19 protein-coding genes are annotated in these 22255 nt (G+C 47.9%); 4 read left to right on the top strand and 15 right to left on the bottom strand.

Annotated features, from left to right (window positions below):
- Positions 1–387: 387 nt before the first annotated feature.
- The 3 genes from ahpF to N646_RS16925 all read right to left on the bottom strand — a co-directional run bounded on the left by ahpF (position 388) and on the right by N646_RS16925 (position 3612).
- Positions 388–1956 carry an alkyl hydroperoxide reductase subunit F gene (ahpF, locus tag N646_RS16935; RefSeq protein WP_021035887.1) on the bottom strand — a complete coding sequence of 523 codons (1569 nt, stop codon included), beginning with the start codon at positions 1954–1956 and terminating at the stop codon, positions 388–390.
- Between the two features lie 334 nt (positions 1957–2290).
- A complete protein-coding gene (gene ahpC, locus N646_RS16930; RefSeq protein WP_005374632.1) occupies positions 2291–2848 on the bottom strand; it encodes an alkyl hydroperoxide reductase subunit C in 558 nt (185 codons plus the stop codon).
- Between the two features lie 305 nt (positions 2849–3153).
- Positions 3154–3612 carry a MarR family winged helix-turn-helix transcriptional regulator gene (locus N646_RS16925; protein ID WP_005374637.1) on the bottom strand — a complete coding sequence of 153 codons (459 nt, stop codon included), beginning with the start codon at positions 3610–3612 and terminating at the stop codon, positions 3154–3156.
- A 137-nt stretch (positions 3613–3749) separates the two neighbouring features.
- On the opposite strand from N646_RS16925, the gene N646_RS16920 reads away from it, so the two are divergent.
- On the top strand, positions 3750–4172 hold the full coding sequence (locus N646_RS16920) for an organic hydroperoxide resistance protein (RefSeq protein WP_017820078.1): 423 nt from the start codon (positions 3750–3752) through the stop codon (positions 4170–4172).
- A gap of 56 nt (positions 4173–4228) precedes the next feature.
- Here the strand turns inward: N646_RS16920 and N646_RS16915 are convergent, their stop codons facing one another.
- Positions 4229–5128, bottom strand: coding sequence for an AraC family transcriptional regulator (locus N646_RS16915; RefSeq protein WP_009706616.1), 900 nt, complete (start codon positions 5126–5128; stop codon positions 4229–4231).
- Positions 5129–5312: 184 nt separating this feature from the next.
- Here N646_RS16915 and N646_RS16910 point away from each other — a divergent pair, with 184 nt between their 5' ends.
- Together N646_RS16910 and N646_RS16905 are read left to right on the top strand one after the other, a co-directional pair.
- Positions 5313–6176, top strand: coding sequence for a helix-turn-helix domain-containing protein (locus N646_RS16910; protein WP_017820079.1), 864 nt, complete (start codon positions 5313–5315; stop codon positions 6174–6176).
- Positions 6177–6267: 91 nt separating this feature from the next.
- Positions 6268–6855 carry a GNAT family N-acetyltransferase gene (locus N646_RS16905; protein WP_017820080.1) on the top strand — a complete coding sequence of 196 codons (588 nt, stop codon included), beginning with the start codon at positions 6268–6270 and terminating at the stop codon, positions 6853–6855.
- 111 nt (positions 6856–6966) lie between these two features.
- Here N646_RS16905 and N646_RS16900 read toward each other — a convergent pair whose 3' ends face one another.
- From N646_RS16900 to N646_RS16875, 6 genes are all read right to left on the bottom strand, one after another.
- Positions 6967–7233, bottom strand: a complete 267-nt coding sequence (locus tag N646_RS16900; protein WP_004746427.1) for a DUF2999 family protein — start codon at positions 7231–7233, stop codon at positions 6967–6969.
- A gap of 79 nt (positions 7234–7312) precedes the next feature.
- A complete protein-coding gene (locus N646_RS16895) occupies positions 7313–8422 on the bottom strand; it encodes a lipocalin-like domain-containing protein (protein WP_017820081.1) in 1110 nt (369 codons plus the stop codon).
- Entirely contained in the window at positions 8422–10932 is a 2511-nt protein-coding gene (locus tag N646_RS16890; RefSeq protein WP_017820082.1) for an ABC transporter permease, read from the bottom strand. Before N646_RS16890 ends, N646_RS16895 begins: the two co-directional genes overlap by 1 nt.
- Positions 10919–11629, bottom strand: a complete 711-nt coding sequence (locus tag N646_RS16885) for an ABC transporter ATP-binding protein (RefSeq protein ID WP_017820083.1) — start codon at positions 11627–11629, stop codon at positions 10919–10921. The genes N646_RS16890 and N646_RS16885 overlap by 14 nt, the downstream gene beginning before the upstream one ends.
- Positions 11630–11855: 226 nt before the next feature.
- Positions 11856–12101, bottom strand: a complete 246-nt coding sequence (locus tag N646_RS16880; protein WP_005374689.1) for a DUF3297 family protein — start codon at positions 12099–12101, stop codon at positions 11856–11858.
- A gap of 105 nt (positions 12102–12206) precedes the next feature.
- Entirely contained in the window at positions 12207–14198 is a 1992-nt protein-coding gene (locus N646_RS16875; RefSeq protein ID WP_017820084.1) for a U32 family peptidase, read from the bottom strand.
- Between the two features lie 222 nt (positions 14199–14420).
- On the opposite strand from N646_RS16875, the gene N646_RS16870 reads away from it, so the two are divergent.
- Complete coding sequence (locus tag N646_RS16870) at positions 14421–14867, top strand: DUF302 domain-containing protein (RefSeq protein ID WP_017820085.1); 447 nt, start codon at positions 14421–14423, stop codon at positions 14865–14867.
- A gap of 82 nt (positions 14868–14949) precedes the next feature.
- On the opposite strand, the gene N646_RS16865 is transcribed toward N646_RS16870, so the two are convergent.
- From N646_RS16865 to N646_RS16845, 5 genes are read right to left on the bottom strand one after another with little or no spacing between them, the layout of a single operon-like run.
- On the bottom strand, positions 14950–16152 hold the full coding sequence (locus N646_RS16865) for a type III PLP-dependent enzyme (protein WP_017820086.1): 1203 nt from the start codon (positions 16150–16152) through the stop codon (positions 14950–14952).
- Positions 16145–17974, bottom strand: coding sequence for a siderophore biosynthesis protein PvsD (locus tag N646_RS16860; RefSeq protein WP_017820087.1), 1830 nt, complete (start codon positions 17972–17974; stop codon positions 16145–16147). The genes N646_RS16865 and N646_RS16860 overlap by 8 nt, the downstream gene beginning before the upstream one ends.
- Positions 17946–19151 (bottom strand): MFS transporter, encoded by a 1206-nt coding sequence (locus N646_RS16855; protein ID WP_017820088.1) that lies wholly within the window; start codon positions 19149–19151, stop codon positions 17946–17948. The genes N646_RS16860 and N646_RS16855 overlap by 29 nt, the downstream gene beginning before the upstream one ends.
- Before the next feature lie 6 nt (positions 19152–19157).
- Positions 19158–20990, bottom strand: coding sequence for a siderophore biosynthesis protein PsvB (locus N646_RS16850; protein ID WP_017820089.1), 1833 nt, complete (start codon positions 20988–20990; stop codon positions 19158–19160).
- The gene (locus N646_RS16845; protein ID WP_017820090.1) at positions 20987–22198 is read right to left on the bottom strand and encodes an ATP-grasp domain-containing protein; all 1212 of its coding nucleotides are present in this window, start codon (positions 22196–22198) and stop codon (positions 20987–20989) included. Before N646_RS16845 ends, N646_RS16850 begins: the two co-directional genes overlap by 4 nt.
- Between the last annotated feature and the right edge of the window lie 57 nt (positions 22199–22255).

The raw sequence follows: 22255 nt of genomic DNA, 5'->3' as shown, positions 1-22255 counted from the left end.
GATCGAGTTTACGGTGAGTAGATTCCCAGTCTCACCTAGGTTCGCGGGAATGACGGGGAGAGAACGCTAAACGAACAGCGTCATTCTGAAGGAGCCTAAGCGAGTATTCAGAATCTATTCGCAGCGCGTTGTGATGCTGGTGGAGTGAACTGAATTATCCGTGATTGTAGAGCCATTCCCTCCAGTTTGAACTCGGAGCGCTGAGGGATTTGCTTACACCTCTCCCCAAACCAAAAAAGCCAGCAGTTAATACCTGCTGGCAAAGTCTTTGGGCTTCTAGGTTTTTTTGATTTTATTTCTTGTTACTCATCGCTGTCACGGTGCCCCGATTGGTTTTCCGGGGAAGAAAACACAGCACCGTGCGCTTTGTGCTCAAGAAATTGGAGATTAGCCTTGCTTACGGATTAGGTAGTCAAATGCGCCTAAGCTTGCTTTTGCACCTTCACCCATCGCAATGATGATCTGTTTGTAAGGAACGGTTGTTGCGTCACCCGCTGCGAACACACCTTCTAGGCTAGTATCGCCACGGCTACCGACTTCGATTTCGCCGCGCTCAGATAGCGCTACTTCTGAATCTTTTAGCCATTCTGTGTTCGGTACTAGACCGATTTGAACAAAGATACCTGACAGTTCAATCTCTTTGATTTCATCTGTGTTGCGGTCTTTGTACTTCAAGCTTGTTACGCGAGTACCGTCACCCACCACTTCTGTAGTTTGTGCCATCGTGATGATGTCTACGTTTGGTAGTGAGTTCGCTTTGTCGATAAGCACTTGGTCTGCGCGAAGTACGTCTGCGAATTCAAGAACCGTTACGTGTTCTACGATACCAGCAAGGTCGATAGCTGCTTCGATGCCTGAGTTACCACCACCGATAACCGCAGTTTTTTTGCCTTTGAACAGTGGACCGTCACAGTGTGGGCAGTACGCGACGCCTTTGTTGCGGTACTCTTGCTCACCCGGAACGTTCATTTCACGCCAGCGTGCACCAGGGCTAAGGATGACACTCTTACTCTTCAGCGTTGCGCCGCTTTCAAGTTGGATGTGAATCAAGCCGTCTTCTGTGTGTGTTGCACCCATTAGCTTCTCAGCTTGTTGCTCAGTCACGACGTCTACGTCGTATTCTTTTAGGTGTTCTGCTAGGTCAGTTGCTAGTTTTGGACCTTCAGTGCGTTTCACCGAAATGAAGTTCTCGATTGCCATGGTGTCCATAACCTGACCACCAAAGCGTTTAGCAACAACGCCAGTACGAATACCTTTACGAGCAGCGTATAGTGCAGCTGCGCTACCACCAGGACCACCGCCGACAACAAGTACATCGTATGGGTCTTTTTCGCTCAGTGCTTTCGCGGCTTTCTCGCTCGCGCCGTCATCCACTTTGTTTAGGATTTCAGTCAGAGACATACGGCCTTGACCGAATAGCTCACCGTTCACGAATACGCTTGGTACGGCCATGATGTCGCGTTGTTTCACTTCATCTTGGAAGAGTGCACCGTCGATCATGGTTGCTTTTACTTTCGGGTTGATCGCCGCCATCATGTTGAACGCTTGAACCACGTCCGGACAGTTTTGACACGACAGTGAAATGAAGATTTCTACGTCTAGATCTTTGTCTAGTGCTGCGATTTGCTCAATCACTTCTGGTTCTAGTTTGATTGGGTGACCGCCAGAGTGAAGCAGTGCCAATACTAGAGAGGTAAATTCGTGACCCATTGGCAAGCCTGCAAAGCGTAGTGCTGTGCCTTTTGCTGGGTTAGTTACCGCCATCACTGGTTTACGTGCGCTTGCGTTGTCGTCACGTTCAACGGTGATTAGGTCGCTCATCTCTGCGATTTGGTTCGCTAGAGACAAAATGTCATTCGATGCTTTGCTTTCATCTAGACTAACCACTAAACGAACTTCTTCTTTTACATTAGCCAGATATTGTTTGAGTTGTTGTTGGATCGCTTGGTCTAACATAGTTGTTACTACCTTAATTAAATAGTTACCAATCAAAACAAGTATTTGTTCATTCTTGCTAGCTAAAATCGTTGATAACTGCGTTATAGATTTTGTAGTTAGAGGAACTAGCTATCGAAAATCTATGCCTGGTTCTAAACGATTTTTTCTACGCAATTACTGCACACCTACTTATTCAGATAGGTAATAAAAAGTGGTTACTGTAGATAAAACCTGAGGGGGAGAGAGCAAATCAGGCAGAAGGTCGTCAAGGTATCTAACCTGAAGTGCTCTCTAATTCAGTTCTAATCAGAAAAAGGAAATCGGAACTGATTAGAACTTAAATTTCAGTGGCTTAGATTTTGCCAACTAGGTCTAGTGATGGAGCTAGTGTCTCTTCACCTTCTTTCCATTTAGCTGGGCAAACTTCGCCTGGGTGTGCTGCTACGTATTGAGCTGCTTTCACTTTGCGTAGTAGGTCTTCTGCGTCACGACCGATACCTTCAGCAGTGATTTCCATTGCTTGGATAGTACCTTCTGGGTCGATTAGGAACGTTGCACGGTCTGCAAGACCCTGACCTTCACGCATCACACCGAAGTTGTTTGTGATGTTGCCTGTTTGGTCGCCAAGCATGTAGTACTGAATCTTACCGATTGTGTCTGAGCTGTCGTGCCATGCTTTGTGAGTGAAGTGTGTGTCAGTTGATACTGAGTAAACTTCTACGCCACGTTTTTGTAGCTCTTCGTAGTGGTCTGCTAGGTCGCCCAGTTCTGTTGGACATACAAACGTAAAGTCTGCTGGGTAGAAGAAGAATACTGCCCATTTACCTAGAACGTCTTGTTCTGTTACTTCAACGAATTCACCGTTTTTGTACGCTGTAGCTGCAAATGGTTTGATTTGAGTATTAATCATAATTTACTTTCCTTTGAATGTTTTAAGCTGAGCTGTTGTTGCTTTCGGAAAGTATATTCTCATCGGAGTGTGTTTAAGGAAAATCGCTTGTAACTATCCTATTGATAGCCATTTCCTATTTCACTTGATAGGCATATCCGATGTAGATGAGTTTGCTTTGATAGGTTTTATTGAAGATAAAGGCAGATTAGCAATAGAGAATACCGATGATTACTTTGAGTAGATCGTCTAACTAAGATCGAAGGAGCCTGCATCTCGGCAGGCTCTTTCTAATAGGAAGTGGTGAAGCGGATGCTTCTATCTTGTTAGCTCAGATTGTCGAGCACTTTGCCGCACAGCTTCTTCAGCATGATCATTTCATCCAGCTCTAATGTGATTTTACACATCATGGCATTTGGCACCGACTTAGCTTGTTCTTTAAGGTCACGACCTTGCTTGGTTAGGTTGAGTACGCGAACGCGTTCATCGGTTTCACTGCGACCACGCTCTACATAGCCTTTTGCTTCTAAGCGTTTAAGCAGCGGTGTGAGTGTGCCTGAGTCCAAATGCAGTTGTGACCCCAACTCTTTCACACTGGCACCATCTTTCTCCCACAACACCATCATCACTAAGTACTGCGAATAAGTCAGATCAAGCTCGTCCAGCAACGGGCGGTACGCTCGGATCACTGCATTTGCTGCGCTGTAGAGCGGGAAGCAGACTTGGTTTTCGAGTAAGAGTTTATCGTCGTCGGTCATGGTGTTGTCGGTGTAACACTGGCTCATTGGCGTTGCCTACCTGCTCACAGGGAAAGAGAGTCATAAAATAAATTGTGCACAATATAGTTGCAAACGATCTTTACTTCGATATAAGATTGCAAGCAATTAAATTGTGAGCAACTTAAATTAAGAAGGACACTCGCATGACTACTCTATACAAAACTCAAGCTACCGCTTTGGCTGGTCGTGATGGTCAAGTAAAAACTGATGACGGTCTTCTCGATCTAGAGCTGTCATACCCGAAGGAAATGGGCGGCACAGGCGCAGCAACTAACCCAGAACAGCTTTTTGCAGCGGGTTATTCGGCATGTTTTTCTAACGCGATTCTGCATGTAGCTCGTGAAGGTAAAGTAAACCTGAAAAGTGCACCCGTAACAGCGGAAGTGGGCATTGGTCCGAACGATAACGGCGGCTTTGCATTAACAGTGAGCCTAGCGGTAGAGCTAGACATGCCACAAGAACAAGCGCTAGAGCTAACGCGCATTGCACACCAAGTTTGCCCATACTCAAACGCAGTTCGTGGCAACATTGATGTAGCAGTAACGGTAAACGGCGAAGCGATTTAAGCGGTTCTTACCACGTTACAAAGACAAGAAAGCCTGCAAGTACGCAGGCTTTTGGTTTATTTGATGGCGGTGCAGAAGCTAACGTCTGCATGGTGCGTTTGTGGGTCGAAGCTGTGGTAAAGCTCAAAGCAAGGACGGTCGTCGTTCTCAATACCGGATTCAATTACCTTGCTCATGACATCATCCCATGCTTTTGAGTATTGGCTCGGGTCAGTAATGTGCTGGCGCATCACCGCATATTGACCACCGGGGAAGTCTTGCAGCTCAATGCCTTTTGGAACTTCCGTATCTTCTGGCACCATCAAGCAGATATCAGTGCGACACTTCTCGTCTGGCGTGATTTCTGGATTGTCATGGTAGATGAAGATGCAGGTATTGCCTGCCAAACCTTTCATTCCTGCCCATTGATACAAGCGACCTGATGGCTCCTCATAGCCTTGGCCGTAAGGGCCGTTTACGCGAATGTAAGCCAGTTTTGCTTTTTCAAAGTTTTGCGTTTCCATTGTCATGCTCCATTTGGTGAGTTCAGAGCCAGTATATGAATCGCTTGGTGTTACTTCGTTTCCATTCTTGCGCAACGTGTGTCCAATCTTGCTGTTTCGTGCTAATTCAGAAAACTGCTGGTAGTTTTCGCAGTCGCGAAAGGCCGTAGGTGTAACGCCATAATGTTGCTTGAAGGCTTTGGCTAAGCTCTGTGAGCTAGAAAATCCGTACTCTAAGGCAATGTTTAATACCGGTTGCTTGGATTTGAATAAGTCATCGGCGGCGGCTTCTAGACGCAAACGTCGAATGAAATCAGCCAATGTCTCGCCTTGCACGGCTTTGAAGGTGCGATGAAAGTGATAAGGAGAAAGGTTCGCCAGCGCGGCCACTTCTGGCAGATTGAGTGGTTCATTAAAGTGTTGTTCTAAATAACGAATCACAGGAACCAGTCGTTGGTGGTAGTCGACGCGCATCGGGGGATTTCCTTGTTCTGTTCAGCTTGTTTTCTCTGCTCAAAGCCTACCGCAATCCAACAAGCTTGCAAGGGAGCAGCGTGAGAAATGCGTGGCGAGATGAGCGTCAATCAGTCACACTCAACGAGCAGATGTTTAAGCAAAAACGTTGCGCCCATTATCTTTACTAACCGCTAGGACAATCATGATAGCTTGGAAACAGTCTCTGCCAGAGTACGAATGGCTCATTCATCAAGTTTGGTACTTGGAAGTGCCAGAGGGTGAAGTCATTGACCCCAAGCCGCACCTTATCCCAAACCCGCGTGCTCATTTACTCTTTACGCCACCAGAGCAAGGCTACAGCTACGACACGGGACACACAAAGCTTGCTGGCAAAGGCTGCCACTTGTTAATGGCTAACGAACATTTACTGTTGTTGGAAGATACGGCTCCCATCAAGCGTATTGGTATCACCTTTCGCCCAGAGGGTTTTTATGCCATTGAATCACGGTTTAGTGATGCATCCCAAGTTAGTGCAATTAACCAATGCGAATGGTTTGATTGGCTTAACGCGGCGTTTGATGAGCGCTTTCAACAAGGCTTATGGCAGTTAGAGTTGCAAGGTTCATCGCAATGTTTGCTGAACTACATCAAACAACATTTAGATGCGTTAGATATCGAACCTTGCCGTACCAAACCGTTTTTGGCGTCACAAAAAGCGGTATCCGTGATGGACGCTCAAGCGCTACGTTCACCTGAGTTAGCGATGGATATTGATGAGATAGCCAAACAGTGCGCCTGTTCTCGCAGAACGCTTGAGCGCAGTTTCAAACAAGTGGTGGGGTTGAGCGTTAAGCAGTATCAACAAATGGCGCGTCTGGAGCAGATGATTTTGACTCTCTACAAGCAACAAGAAGCGATTGATTGGGCGAGTTTCTCACAACAATTTGGTTTCAGTGACCAATCGCATTTGATTCGTACCCTCAAACATCAGCTAAGAAAAACGCCGAGCAAATACCTGAAAAAACGTGACTTAACCATCGATATCTATGGCGATTTTGAGTCGTAATACATTGCTAATCAGCCCGAAAGTTGTCGCAAAAATCCAATTTTTCTCTTATCCGCTGGGCTACTATTTTCAGCAGATAACGAGGTAACACATGTCATATCAAAAACTAAAACAAGGCGAAGCCATTCCATTTAATGAATCGTTGACTATCCAACTGATTCAAGGCTCTGATCTACAAGATATTATCGAGATGCTGAACGACGATAAGGTCAATCAGTATCTGTTCTTCGCACCTGCTGATAACAACCTGTATGAAGGCTTCTTTGGCCCTATTATTGAAAATACGGCACAAGCGATTAAAGACGGTGTTTGGTCAGATAGCCCAACGTTCGTGATTCGTGACCAGCAAGGTCAGTACATGGGAATGTGTGCGGTGACCGCAGTGATGTTCTTAACTGGCAACTACGAAGTGGGTTATCAGTTACCTACTTGCGCATGGGGCAAAGGCGTCGCGACTCGCGCTTGCCAAATGATGACCGAGATTGGATTTACTGAGTTAAACGCCCATAAAGTCAGTGCCGATTGCTACGCTTCTAATGCTGGTTCTTACAAGACGTTAGAGAAAAATGGTTTTACTCAAGAAGGCCGTCAGAAAGACTACTATAAACTAGAGCAAGGCTTTGACGACAAGCTCTACTACGGTATGACCGCAGAGCAATTCGCGTCTTTAAATCGCTAATAATTAGCCGACAAAAAAGTAGCTAACAACAACGTAGCGAACAAAAAAGGCCGTTAACCCACATGCTCGGGTTAACGGCCTTTTCTATATTCAGCGCTAAATGGCTAAGACTTAGTTGCCTTGGTTTTGGCTTTGAAGCTTCTCTTTTGCTTCTTCAACCTTTGAGAAATCCAATCCCAACTCGTCTACGGCTTCTTTGATTAGCGCAGGGTTTTGCATCACTTGCGCCATCAGCATTTGTAGCTTGTCTTGTGGCAAACCTAGTTGGCTGATTGTTGCCATTGCCGCTAGAGGGTTTTGCGTCAGAGTCTGAAAAATCTCGTTGATTTGCTCATCGCTGATGTTGTTCTCTTTCAGCAAGGCGATAATTGGGTTCATCATATTTCCTTTCAATCAGTGTATGACTTGGTTGCCAGTATTTGTTCTAGTAGAATAATTGGGGCTCCCGCTCAACATTTCAATACCCCGTTAGCTCCATGTAACCAGTCCCAGAATGAGAGCCCTCAATACGTACTGGGCCTTCCCAATAAGGTACCGAAAGCGGCATTTTCGCGTTCGGGTTGAGAGCAGAAACGGTAAGCTCAATTTGCTGATTTGGAATCGACACTTGCCACTGGGTTGGATACTTTCGCCCTTGGATTTCTGTTTGCTTGGTTGCTATTAAGCGAATGTCTTTTTGAGAAATGGCGATGCCAGAGCCATCTTGCTGCATCAGCTTTGCGCTGGCGTAACTAGCTTGTCCGGTTTTGGAATCCCGCAACTGGAACACCACCAAGCTGGTTTTGTCACTCAACCTCAGAGCAAACCAGTCCCAGCCTTGTTGTGAGTCGAGTAAGAATTGCGAGCTCCACTCTCGATCTATCCAGCCTTCACCCGACACTTGATGAGTTTCGCCGTCGATGGTGACTTCACCGGAGACATCAATAAACGGTTGGCTGTAGTAATACGAAGCCACCTGACCATCGGCACTTTTGGTGCTGTAACCTTGCTCGCCTTGCTTTTGATAAGGTGCGCTGCTGGTCAGTTTTAGTGAGTAGCCAAACTGCTCTGAATTGGCATTTAGCGTGGCAGGGAAGAGGTCGTTGGTTGAAGAGGTCCACTGCCAATCATCGAGGTAAACACGAAATGGAGAGCTATCGACGCCGGCTAAGGACGCTTGAGCGCGTGACCATTTTTCATCTGCATAGTGTTTGTCGGTTGTCGTGACTGCGCTGTGCGCCATGTAGATTTGCTGAGTTTGCCACTCGGTTTTCTTCACGTCATCTTCGCCCGTTGGCGGCGCAGCAGCAAAGCGAAATTGTGTCCATTGAACGCCAAGTGGGTTGCCTTCTTCATCAATTAAGTTAGCGGTTAAGTACCACCATTCATGACGAAAGTTTGGGTGCGCTTGATGATCGGTAGGAAAGGTGAGTTCAACCCCTTTTTCTACGGGTGTGAATAGGTTGCTTTCGCTTTGCATATCTCCACTGCCCAGAAAAGTTCCCATATTTTGTTGCTGCGCATCTTCACAACCGAATAGGAATAAGCTGCTTATGAGTAGAGTAAGCTTGCTTGCCAATCGAACCATCACAAGACCTCGCTTTGCAAACTGGAGACGACAGGCTTACTGACCAATCGCCACAGCGGAATCAAGGTTGCGATCACTGCCACCAAGATGGTGATTGCCGCAATGCTCAGCGCATCACTCCAATTCCACAGATAATTTAAGCTCCAACCAAAAGCTCGTAAGGTGACGATGTCTGTCAGTACATAACCCACCATCGCACCGAGGGGCAGGGCAATGACCAGCGTAAAACTGACCAAAGCGACGATCTGCCCGACCACCATGGTCATTAATTTACGACGGCTGACGCCAAGTGCATACAGCCTTGCAATGGCGGCTTTGCGCGCGTCGAGCAACATAAAACAAGCACTGAACAAACCAATCACCGCGACCATCAACGTCACGCCGTTGAGTGCGCGTGTAATGGCGAAGGTCTGCGAGAAAATATCCAACGCGATGGATTTGATTTGCGCCTGATCGTAGAGCTGACTTGGATGCAGATTCAATTGCTCGCGCAGTTGCTCGTATACGATTTGTGGGTCTCCTGATACTTTAATGCCAAGGCTTGTTGGCAGGTCGGTAAAGCCACTCTCTTGCCATAATTTGGGTGCCAATAACACTTCACCGTTGGGTGAGCCGTAATCGTGGAATACCGCACCCACAAGCAGGTTCTTATTTGGAACGGCATCAAGCGTGAGCGCGCTACCCAGTGATAAACCCAGTTTGACCGCGGTTGGTTCACTGATAGCGACCAACTCACCTTGGTAAAAGCGTGACCAGAAGTTCTCCAAATGCGATTTGAACACCATGGTTTGTTCTAAGGTGTCTTTGTCTTTGGTACCAAGCAAAATCGGTAAGCCTTGCAGGTTATCGTCGACGTAGTATTGCTTGTAGACGGTCTCAACATTATTGAACTGCCCTAACGCGCGCTCTACATCAGCGATCTCTCCTTGGGCAGGGCTGACGTAAATATCGGCGTGTAGCCTTTGTTCTAACCACTGTTTTAAGGTGGATTCAAAACTGCCCACTAGCGTATTCATCCCCATATTGGCTGTAACGGCGAGTAGCAGTGCCATCATGGCGAGAGAAAGCGGAGAAATCAGCTCGCGCAACTCAGCAAAAAGATACTGCATCAAACCGGAATTGGTGCGTTTTTCACACCAATTGGCTAAGACGCTGAGTGTTTTGGGTAGATATAAAGGAATCGACACCACAAGCACGCCGAGCCACGCTATGGTGAAGCGGTGATGCTCACTCAACCATAACCCTGCGAGTGCGAGAGCCGTCAACGAAGCACCTATCACGAACAATTGGTTTTCGTTAGAGGCTTCCGGCGCTTGATAAAATCCGCCATGAGAGGAAAGCGGCTGGCGCACTCGCTGTTTAAAGTGCTGCCAACATGCCAGCAGGGTGGCGACTAACGTGAGTAGCAATGCTTGTGCCCACCATTGCCACTGCCAAGTTCCGGGCAGCAGTGTCGCGCCATAAAGTTGCTTTAGAGTCAGTGCCACGGTCGGATGTAACCAGTGGCTAAGCTGCATGCCCAATACAAAACCGAGGGAAGCGCCGATGGTAACGAGAAGAGTGAGCTCAACTAACAGCGCAGAGAACACAATGCTCGGCGCAACACCCGCTTGTTGAATTTGCACTAACAGCCGATTGCGTTTCAGCAAGCTGTACTTTACGCCGTTGTAAGCGATGAACAGCCCGACTAAAAACGCGAGTAAGCTCATTGCGGTGAGGTTGAGGTGAAAGCTGTCGGTCAGCGAACCAAGGTCTGTACTTTGGTTATTGGAAATCCATTGCCCTTGATCGCTAATCAGCTTCTGCCAATTTGCCTGCGTGTCTTTATCCCCTTTATCACCCGAATGGAAAACTGCAATGTAACTGAGCTGCCCTTGTTTATTGAGCAGTTGCTGGGCAAAGCCAATGTCCATCAACATTCGGCTACCTAACTGCCATTCGTCTGGTAGCACCACCACTTGGGTTGGAATGTCATCCAGAGTTAGGGTTTCTACTTCCCCTAAGTTTTGATGTTGAGATTGGCTCATCATCACGATCGGCTTACCGGCCAAAAGCTCAGGTAAAGGTAAAGCACTGTCGAACAAAGACACGTTTTGTTGGTTTTCTGACGAATAGCGCGAACGTGAGGAAATTGCGGCAATCAACTCACTACCTTGCACTGACCAGCGACGCCCTTGTTCGTCTCTCACTCGCCCTTCGATTACAGGTAGTGCTGCACTGAGCCCGTTTTGTCTAAGGGTGAAATAAAGAGACTCGGGCAGATAGTTTTGCCCTGCTGGTGGAATAATTAAGTTCTGAGCTTGTGCGCTAAGCTGCTCGGTAGATTCCGCATAACTTCGTTTGGCATTGAGGTTGATGGCTTGCACCGCAACGAATAAGGTCACAGCCAACACGATACCGATCAGAATCGCGGCGGCTTGCAGTGGCGCCTGCCGATAGTGCGCTGCAAACAGATTCAGGGCGAGTCGAGTATGAGTGAATCTGTTGTTTGATGGCTTAGTTTGCTTCATGGTGAAGCTCATGTTTGTTTACTTGATGGCTGTTCTGTAGCTGACTGTTATCCAATCGCAGCCGTGCTTTCATAAATTCAGCGCATTCATGGCTGTGGGTCACCAAGAGCACGGCGGTATTGCCTTGGGTGGTGATTTCACTGAGTAGTTTCATCACTTCCAAGCCTGCTTTTTGGTCGAGGTTACCTGTGGGTTCATCGGCGAGTAGAAGCTTAGGTTTGTGTGCCAATGCGCGCGCAATCGCGACTCGTTGTTGTTGACCTCCGGAAAGGGCAGAAACATGCCTGTCGAGAAGTTGGCTGATACCTAGAGTCTCGACCAAATAATCGCACCAGTCGTTCCATTTCTGTTGATTCAAATGCAGAGGGAAGGCGATGTTTTGCTGCACGTTGAGCGGCGTTAATAGATTGAATTGCTGGAAGATAACACCGAGTTTTTGATGTCGAAATCGGCTCCATTGTGGGTCTTTCCAAGCCGCCGTGTTATCGCCATCTAACCACAACTCACCATCGGAAAGCGGCTCAAAGCCAGCGATGACATTGAGCAAAGTACTTTTGCCGCTGCCACTTGCGCCCGTCAGCGCAACACTCGCTCCTGTGTTCAACGTGAAGTCGACGCCTTCCAACACGCGATGTGTCTCTTTGCCATCGACAAAGCTTTTGCTGGCGTGTTTGAGTGTGACAAGTGGGCTTTCCATTTCCTCTCCCTGTATTCAAAAGGTGTCGTTTCTTTTGGCAATGCTTATTGCTGTTCGTTCTTTAGAAACTTTAGACAACAATCAGATAAAAACAGCGATTTACATCGATTTCTTAATAACTTGTACTGAAAAGAAGAGGGAATAGATTAAACGAGAAGGGGATATGACAGGCATTAAAAAAGCCCGAGTCAGACTCGAGCTTTCAAATACATTCAGCGTAGTCAGCTTACACGTAGTACGCTTCAACTTCGCCTTTAAGCTTGATTAGCATTGGGTTACCGAAACGGTCTTTTGCTTTAGGAGAAGCAATTTTTACCCAACCTTCGCTGATGCAGTATTCTTCTACGTCAGTACGCTCTTGGCCGTTGATACGAATACCGATTTGGTGCTCGAAGCATTCTTTGATGAAGAATGGGCTACGTGGGTTACCCGCTAGGCGATCTGGTAGAGCTGGTTTAGCTGTGTCTGTCATTTTGTGTGACCTAAATTCCGTAAAAAGTGCGCTATTGTAGTCAGTGCACTGTGTGTGTTCAAGATATGTTGAGAGTCGATGCGTTGTTTAACTTTCAAGTAACTCCTACAACCCCTTTAAATACTGCGCGTTGGCTGTTGGTTGAATCATGGCATTCAGCGTTTGGACGGTTTGTTCGCTGTGTTCTTCAAGTAGAGCTAAGAACGCGTCAATCAACTCAGGTTTGCTTGCTGAGACTTTCGTTTCGGTCTGGATATCACGCAGATCGATCAACACATCGGTAAACAATTGCGGCAGATCGTGCAGCACTTGCAGGTTTAAGATGTTGTGCTCGCTGTAGATTGAATTGTGGCTGCCTTTTTGTTTTTGCACCAAGTAAGGATTGTCTTTTAAGTTGATGATAGACGTGCGTTTATCACAGCGTTTCAAACAACTTTTGTTGACCTTCACCTTACGGCATCCTTCGGTTTGTTGAAACAAACATTGGCGGCTCGTGAGTAGAGTGTTCGGGTGATAAATGCTGTAGAAGCTGCGCATGTTTTTCGGACGCTTTATGTGACGCACCTGCTTCATATTCAGCTCGTTAGAAACAAACGCGCCACTTGCCGCGAACTCGTCTTGAAGGCATTTAAACGCGTATGAGTTCACCGTGTTCAGTTGTGGGCCTGCCACCCAGCCTAAGCCGAGCTCTTTTGCGATCATGCCGACACCTGAGTTGTTGGTGATCAACCACTCAGGTTGGATGGTTTCCAAAAATACGCGCGCGGCGTGGTAGTCTTCGCCAATCAAAATGGCTGGGAACCAAGGTTTGAGCATTGGGTTGGCTTGGAACAATTCAATCATCGCGCTCAGTTCACCAGACAATCCCATTGGCAATTGATAGTAAACATCAACGTCGTGGTATTCGCACAGCATGGCTTCTTGTGCTGACGAGATCAGAACCGATAATTTTGGCGCACCTTGGCGAGGTTCTGGTTGAGGTAACGTTGGCAGAGTTGGCACATCAATCGACCCTTTCAAGCTGCTGCCGGATACTTGTGTTGAAGTGACATCGAACGACTTAGTTTGCTCTGCCACTTTCTCAATGATCGCGGTTTTGTCATCGTAGAGTTTCTTTTTCACCGCTTGTACATCATCAGCAGACTGGCATTGGTAAACCTTCGAAAAATGCTTTACAGCATGGTCGCGCGGGTTGTCGATGTACATCGCCTTGCCGAAATCACCTTGCAAAAATGCGTTGGAGAAATCACGGTTGAACACCGTGTATAACTCTGTGGTGTCTTCAGAGAGTTCCAAACCCTCGCACAAGCGATCGATTTGCTGGCGCCAATTGTCGACCACGGTATAGACGTAGTGCGATTTCTTGATTCGCCCTTCCACTTTTAATGAATACACGCCAGCATCGGCAAGCGCTTCCAAGTCCCCAAAGGCGGAGTTGTCTTTCATATTGAGTGGGTAGTTGTTGCCTGTTTTGGTCGTTTCGTACTGTTCGCGACAAGGTTGGCTACAGCGTCCACGGTTACCTGATGCGCCATTGCGAGCGGAACTGATGTAGCAAATTCCGGAGAATCCGATGCAGTATGAGCCGTGGACAAACACTTCCATCATTACGTTGTGCTCGCGACCAAATTGCGCCAGATGTTTTATCTCACTGATGTTAAGTTCGCGAGATAAGTTTACTCGGCTTGCGGTGAGCTGGTTGAGAAAGAGGATTTGGCCTTCGTTATGCGTGTTCAGTTGCGTTGAAGCGTGCACATCCAAATCGGGAAAGTGATGTTTGAGAATGTAGGCCAGACCGAGATCTTGTACGATCACGCCATCGATTTTGGTGGTGTTCAGTTGGCTGAGCAAGCGAACAATCGCTGGAATTTCACTTTCTAAAATCAGCACATTCAACGTTAGGAAAATCTTACAGCTGTGCTGATGGGCCAACGTTAACACGCCATTTAAGTTATCTAAGGTGAGGTTGGTCGCTCGGTTACGAGCATTGAAGCGGTCGAGCCCACAGTAAATTGCATCGGCGCCAGCGGCAATGGCGGCTTTGATGGAATCTAAATCACCACCGGGTGCTAATAACTCAAATTGATCGCGTGTCACTACTTTTCTCTTTCTTACTAAAATAGGCTGCAAATGTTACGTATTTCACGCTTTTGATGCTCGGCTAGTTAATGCTTTATTAATCTGAATCAATTTATCCGTGTTACACGGTCGACTCTTGAGTGGGTAGAGTGCAATTCGCGATAGCGGAATCTGACTTCTATACACTTGGTTTTTCTATATTTACAGTTTTCGACTCAGATAGAGAGGAAGGGACGACAAATGAAAAAAGTAATCATCGGGTTGGTCGTGGCGTTGACGTCATTGAGTGCGTTGGCTGGTGAGGGCGTGGTAACCGTTGCGAGCACGCATTCAGCAAAAGATACAGCGGATAAATTTGTCGCTATCGCGCAAGAAAAAGGGTTGAACGTCTTTGCGCGCATTAACCATCAAGAGAATGCCGCGAAAGTCGATATGACGTTGCGACCAACCGAAGTTATCGTGTTTGGAAACCCTAAAGTGGGCACGCCACTGATGATCTGTGCGCAGGAAGTGGCGCTCGATTTACCCCAAAAAGTGTTGGTGTATGAAGATGCTGAAGGCAAAACGTGGTTAGCTTATAACGATCCTATGTATTTAAAGCAGCGCCATCATATTGAAGGCTGTGACGAGGTATTGAACAAAATCAGCGGCGTGCTGGGCAATTTAACCAACGCGGCGGCGAAGTAGGGTGCAGTATTAGGGCTGCTTGTTATGTTGAAGAATAAAAAAGCCCCAATGATTGGGGCTTGAATGAAGCGAAGTATGCCGTTTAGAAATAGTGGAAGATCGGCGGTTCATGCATCAAGAAGTTTTGATGGGAGATGTTCCACGCATACGCGCCCGCTAAGGTAAACACAACGTAATCACCAATATCGACGTGGGCGACGTGTTGATTGCGTGCCAGCACATCTTTGGGCGTACAAAGCTGGCCGACAAAGGTCGCTTGTGCATGCTGAATTGGGTGAGAAATCTCATGGTGTTGCTCGCTTTTCAGGATGACGAATGGATGATCATGGCTCTGCGCTGCTGGCGTGCGGAAATGGTGGGTTCCTCCGCGCGCGATGACAAAGTTTTCGCCAAGATTTTGCTTAATATCCAGCACTTCCATTACGTAATAACCGCATGCCGCCGTGATGAAACGTCCGCATTCAAAACGCAGTGTCCAATCTTGCACTTGCTCTTTAGCGATGAGGAATTCCAACTTGTCGCAAAACTCCATCCACGGAAAGTGTTGCTCAGGGTTTTGGTAGTTGATGCCCATGCCGCCGCCCAAGTTGATCATCAGCTCACCGAGTTCGAACTCCTGTTGCCACGCCTTCACGACTTGGAAATAGCGCTGCATCAACGCTAAGTGACGTTCAACATCGAGCTGATGCGACATCAAGTGAAAATGGAAACCTTTCAGTGACACTTGCGGGAAATCGCGCAGCAACATTAAAGCATTACTCAGTTCGGACTCGTCCAAGCCAAATGGAGTCGGCTTGCCACCCATCGCCAACTTGCTGAGCGTGATGTCGCCAATATCAATGTTCATACGCAAAAAGATCGAAGTAGGGCGGTTGAGGCGCTCGGTTAGTGCTCCAATGCGCTTTAGCTCGGTGAGACTTTCGACATGAATTCCATCGACATCCAGCTCAATCGCTTGTTGCAATTCACTTAGCATTTTTCCGGGGCCACCGAAGATCAATGGCTTATCGAGTTGTTGCTGGTGGAGGTGTGTCAACTCCCCGCCAGACGCCGCTTCAAAACCATCGACATACGGCGCGAGCGTTTTGAGAATAGGGCCCGATGGATTGGCTTTGGCTGCGTAAAATAGCTCGACATTTTTCGGCAAAACGTGACGCAGTTGTTTGATGTGTTCTTCTAAGGCGTTTAGGTCATACACGTACGCGCACAAGGGTTGATTTTGCTGCTGTGCGAGCGTGTGAACTTGCTGGCTAACGCGTGTCGATAGGGAGAGTGAATTAGACATGTTGCGCTCCTTTTTCGTGTTGCTGCCAAGGCGCGGCGACTTGGGTATAGCCCGACTCCTTATCGGCTTTTTGCATCAAACGCGTGGTGAAATTATTTTTGCTTGGGAAGTGACCGCCATTCAGCAATGCTTCTAGTTCTGGCTGTTTTCCATTCACTGACTGCCAACGCACAATGGCACTTTGCACCGCATTCCACAGCGTTTGCTCTAGTGGCTCATCACCTTCTGCGATGAAGAAAATCGCTTCGCTGATGTTGTTGATAAAGGTGCAGTATCCGATGCGATTCCAGCCTTGTTCGCGACTGTAGTAAACCGATTGTCGCGCGCGTTCAGACAAGTCAGTTAATGTTTCTGCTGGCCAAAACTCTGGCAGTAACTTGGTGCCTTCCAAATCACGAATCCAAACACAACACGGCATCTCTTGTTCAAAGCCAATCAAGGTGTTTTGCAAATGCGGCTCAAACGCCACCCCGTGTTTGAAGTAGTAGTTAAACACACCTGGAATTAGGCAATGCAAATAGCGTTCAAACCACAGTGTCGCGATGTCGGAATAGCGATTTTGCGTAGTACGCGCTTTGTTTTTAAGGCGTTGAGCAATGCAACTGTTGCCGTTTTTGTCGTAAGCAAACAGAGCGCCAGCGAGGGTTGGTTTTAAGATGTCGACTTCGCTCAGCGAGAAATTTTCGCGGTATAAAATCCCAAACGATTCGCGCGCTTTGGTTTTGTCATCCCAATTACGCTCAGCGACACTTTCTAGATTCAATGTGGTGGCGTAAGGCTCTGTCATCACTTTAAATACGGGGTTGTGCAGCTGTTCGTTTTCTCGAATTGGTTTGAGAATCGACGTGAGCTGCACGGCGCTGTCGAGTTCGTACCACGCGTTTTTTCGCACGCAATTGGTTAATCGTACGTTGATGGAGAATTTCGCAAACCAATCCATATCTGGATGGTAGAGGGTACGAACTGAAGAGGTCGGCTGCATCTTTTCACCACCTAAACCCAGTGGCGTGATCTTGCCTTGTTCAATGGCACGCTTCACGCTTGGGTTGCTCAAAATGGTGTAGCTTTCCCAAGGATGGCAAGGGTAGAGGATCTTCCCATTGCTGGTGGTGTGTTGTGGCGCGAGCTGTTGTAGCATGCGTTGCGCAGGGTTAGCTTCTCCGTCGGAACTCAGCACATCAAGTAAGGACGTATCCACTTCAAACCAGTACAACGGGACTTGCGCGCCGACTTCTGGAGAAAACGCCAAGAGATCATCCATGGTGACGCCCGAACGACTTTTCGGGGTCGGATGGAAAGTATGCCCCCAAATCAGAGATTGTTCCGAAGCGATAAACTCGTTGTGATGCGATTTGGGCGCGACGTTGAGAAACTGCTCGGTAACCAGCACGCTATTTTCCAGTTGTTCGATCAGCTCATGGTTGAACGGGATCGCCAACACCTGCTTGAGATAGTTAAGCAAAAGCGTAAGAGTTTGCGTGGCATCCAATTTCGCCCAACCAGATCCCGGCATTTTCGCCCACGGCAGTTCTGCCAATTTGATTTTGCCCAGTTTGCTCGCGTAGTGAATCGGCAAAACCAGCACGTCATTTTGTTGAGAAAGATGAACGGCTACCCGCTGCTTGGCGGAATAGTTGCGTTTTAACGTTTGGGGTAGCGATGTCGATTGGTAGTGCCATTCCACTTGTTGATTCGGTAGCGCAAATTCACGTAAGTAACAATTAAGAACACCCATTATCGTGTTGAGTTGGGCCTTCTCACGATTGAGCTGCACATCATGCGCGCGCAACTCGCTAGTCTGAGAGGATTGAGTTTGTAACATGTTGATTTCCAAATTTTGAATGGAGAACCAGCGCGATCAAGGTGATTACGCTGACTATCGCAGAAAGTAGGAAAGGAACCTCAAGTAGCCCCAAGCTAGAAATGAAAGAAGCGCAAAATCCCGCTGCCACGCCCCCCCATTTGGACATGGCATCAAAGCGAGAAAATACTTTGCCACTGAGTTTGCGATCCAGATTGCTCGCAAGATGCTGATGCAATCCGTGATAACAACACACCATCGCGATGCCGAAGATAATTCTCGCAGCAATGAGTGCGGTTTCGGATGCAATCAAATGCAAGGCAGAGCTCACGGCAAGCAATGCAAACCCAAGCCACAACGTGCGCAGCGGTTGATGCCGATTCAGCCCATCTGACAACACGTGGATTTTGCCTGCCAGCAACAGATAGACACCATGCGGCAGTGCGTACAAAAAACCGATCCATGCGTGGTTAGTGATGCCATATTGCTGCACAAACGGCGAGAAATAAGGAAAGGTCACCACCATAGAAAACGCAAACCCGAACTGAGCAAAGAAGATCCAACGAATGGCATGCATTGCGTTTTTCTGTGCAACCGGTTTTTCTTGCTGAGGTTCTGAGTTTGGCTTTTCGAGGTTTTGGTCGGCGGGTTTATCCACTGGCAGTGTTAGCGTGATGCCCATCGCAATCAAAGGCAAAACGCATAACCAAAGGTACGCGTTGAGCGGGTTGGTCTCTGACAAGCTCCAGCCGAGCCCAATAGGCGCAACGATCAGCGCCAAGCGAGCAGATAGCTGGGTTTTATTGAGTGACTTGCCGAGTGTTTTGGCTTCTTTAATTTGACTAGATAAGTAGCTGTTCGAGGCGGCCATGGTGCCGCCAAAGGTTCCTTGAACAATAAGACCAAACACAAACATGGCGAGGTTGTCTGCAAAGCCGCACAGCGCAAACCCTGCTGCAAGGCCAAGTTGCGCGCGCAAGAGTGAGCGGCGGCGACCGTAGCGATCAGCAAAGTTGCCCCAAAATCGCGCCGCCAACGCAGTACAAAACGTGGGTAGGATAAACAATACCCCTGCCCAGTCTGCATCAATGCTTGCGCCTAACGTTGGCAACACGACGGGTAGAAATAGCGGCATACCTAACGCGGCAAACGCAGCGATAAAGTGGCACAACAACACGCTGTAGATGAGTTTGGTCATAATCGTTTAACGTACGCTTTTTTTGATGGCTTCTAAGTAGGCGCGTTGCGCTTCTTTGCTAGAAAGCAGCAAGAAGTTCGGAGCCGACAAACCATAGAACTTATTGATGTCACTCGCGCCGGAGGCTTCTTTCGAGAGCAAACTGCCAGAGCTCAACAAGTATTTGGCGTACAAATCAGGTGCTTCTTGCAGTAACTCGCGTGCCAGTTTTGTCTCTAACCCTCCGCTTTCTAGTCGGTTGAGTTGCTCTGCAATGCTTTTGGCCACGATGGCGTAAAGCGATGCTGAAGAGGCAATGCCCTTCGCTGCCATGGCTTCTACAATCGCTGCGATATCCAGTTGTAATGTGATGGTGGTAAACATCTGACCGAGCGCCAATTCATTGTCGACTTTGATGCGTTGATCGAGCAGTTCATCGCAATCCACTGGAAGTAGTTTTGCGCCGTGTTTTTGGGCAGCATGCTCTGTTGCAAAGTGGAAGCGCTCTGGCCAAATTCGCGCCGCGTCGTTGTCTTTCATCGCGAGCGTCATTTTGCCCTGTTGATCAAATGCAATGATGGCGTTTTGCTGGTTGGACTCCAATGCGATGCCATAACGAAGCCACAAGGTGAGGTGCACTTGGCATAATAGATCGACGTAATCTTGGAACCACGCCAGCGTATCTTGTTGATAGTAATGTTCTGCCAAATGTTCTAAGAACAAGCGGTCGTCAGGCATTGGGCTTGCTAGTGCTGCAACCGGAACTAACGCTTTGTCTTCGCAATGAGTAAGTGGATACTCACGTACGATGTACGCGAAGGTTTTATCCTCGCCGACGTGTCCACCGTGTTTTTCGTTGCAATGGAACAAGCGACTGTTTAAATCGGCGTCCGTTTGTTCAAGGTGGCTGAGTAGGCGTTCAAACCAGTGGCCGTCATACAGTGTTGAAGGCTTGATTAAGCGAATATTTTTCGTGCCTAGCGATCGCATGATCAGCGGAACCTTGATGTGAATGTGCGGTGCGTCGTTCACGACCACCGTACGAACGGAAAGCGTCGGCGTCACGTCTAGATACGTTAAAGGCGCTTCTATCATACCTTCGGGTAAGGCTTCTAAAGATCGCAGGGTGAGCGGATGCGCAGGGAACAGTACGTGGCTCAGTGCAAAATCAGCAGGAAGCCCAACTTGCTCCATGGTTGGCCAGCAATCAGGTTGTTCGCTAGTTAATGTCAACAGTGATTTTTCAATCGCAATCCAATGCAGAGCAAAGCTTTGTGCGAACTCGGGCGCGTACTTAGCAAGGTCTTCATCGCTCAGGCCAAACTTCGCCCGCGCAGTTGGATAGTACGGGTGGTCAAGGTAAGAAGCGATCTGGTCGGCTAGCAGCAGTTTTTGATGCCAAGAACCAAGCTTGGATATTGGTTGAGAAATGTGGTCTGCGTGATGATGAAACGCTTGGTCACACAGCGCTTTGTGTTTCTCTGCACATTCCAGTTCTTGAAGGTATCCCGCCAGCAACTCGTGAGAGCTCTCATGCGCCAGTGTCGTTAGTAGCGCAATCCACTCTTTGTAATGCTGTTGATGCTCGATTTGGCCATTTTTCTCCACCCACCAACCTGGTGGTGTTTCGTCATTGGCGTGACCGTAGCGCCAGTGCTGCATGTAATACGCTGGCGCAACAGGTAAATACAACGTGAAATCAGAGTTGGCAAATATCAGCCAGACTTGCTCGTCTTGAGGAACAATTACCCCTTTTGGCGCGTCTCTACTGAACTTGGCCTTCGACAAAATGCCAAACATGTCTTCGCGTAAGCAAGTGTCGATCAATCGTTGCGTTAGATACAAAGCGTTGTCATTCATGCTGCCACCTCACGAGTCGGAGCTAGATCGAAATTGCTAAGCGCGTTCTGCAGCGATTGGTCGAGGTTTCGCCCTGATGGTGAGACAATCGAAATTCGGGCGAGATAATCCTTATTGGAATAACTCTGTTGGAAGTGTTCTCCAGCGGTTTTTAGTACCTGTTGCTGAGTGATGATATCGTCATCGTGTTGGATGAACGACGTCGAACCTCCGTCGATCACACCGCTGTGTTCCGCAACTACGTAGTGCACGTGCGCTGACCCATGAATTTGGTAATCGCCGTCCAATCTTCGACCCAAATGCAGACCCAAAATTGTGCTAAACCAACCAAAGTGAGCGAGATTGTTGAGCAAGAATTCGCGGCCATCTCCAATACTGCGGTAGTTGATTTCCACCAGAACTGGGCCGTTTTCCGTGATGATAAATTCGCTGTGGCAAACTCCAAAACCAACGCCGAACGCTTTCAGTTGAGCCAAGCAAGCTTCTCGGTGAGCAATGCCGTTTGGTCCGTTCCAGTCTGCGGCGGTTTCGATAAAGTAAGGCGGCTCAGAGAGCGACACATCAAAACCGCCCACGGCGATAAGTTGGTTACCGTCTCCTAAAGTTTCGAGCGTAACCAACGGTCCTTGAAGAAACTTCTCCACCAGAATGGCGGCGTTTGGGTGCTTTTGCCAAAACGCCTCGCAGTAAGCATCGAGCTCGCTTTGGGAGTCACAGCGCTGTACATCTAGACTTGCCACGCCTTCTTTGGGTTTTGCTACGACAGGGAAGGCCATGCCTAATGCCACATTCGAATGGCGATGCAGCAAACAGCTTTGTGTGTTGGGTAAGGATTTTTCATTTAACACTTGTCGAGTTAAGTGTTTGTTTTTGGCCTTTAACGTGACAGACCAATCTTTGGATGGGAGGCCAAAAAATTGCGCGCAGATGGCGGTGGAAGTTTGTAAGTGATCACTATTGCTGAAAATAGCGTCTGGCTTTAATTCATGCTCCGTGATGGTTTCGATGAGTTCTAATGGGTTGAAGACATCACATTCTAGAATGGTATCCGGATTAAAGTGACTATCACGACTCGCCAACTCTAAATGGCTGAGCTTATGGTCGGTGATAAGAACGACGTGAAGGTCCATCGCTTTAGCTGCAGGCACAAAGCCGTGAGTGACTGCATCGTTAACGACATGACTTACGATAATCATCGTAGATTTCATGAGCTTTCCTAATTTTCTAACATTTTCTTCTAACGTTGATAAAGTCGCTCACGGTCG

The organism is Vibrio alginolyticus NBRC 15630 = ATCC 17749 (assembly GCF_000354175.2).
Taxonomy (GTDB): domain Bacteria; phylum Pseudomonadota; class Gammaproteobacteria; order Enterobacterales; family Vibrionaceae; genus Vibrio; species Vibrio alginolyticus.
Note: the sequence above shows the minus strand (reverse complement) of the source record. Positions and strands in the feature narration are given on the sequence as shown.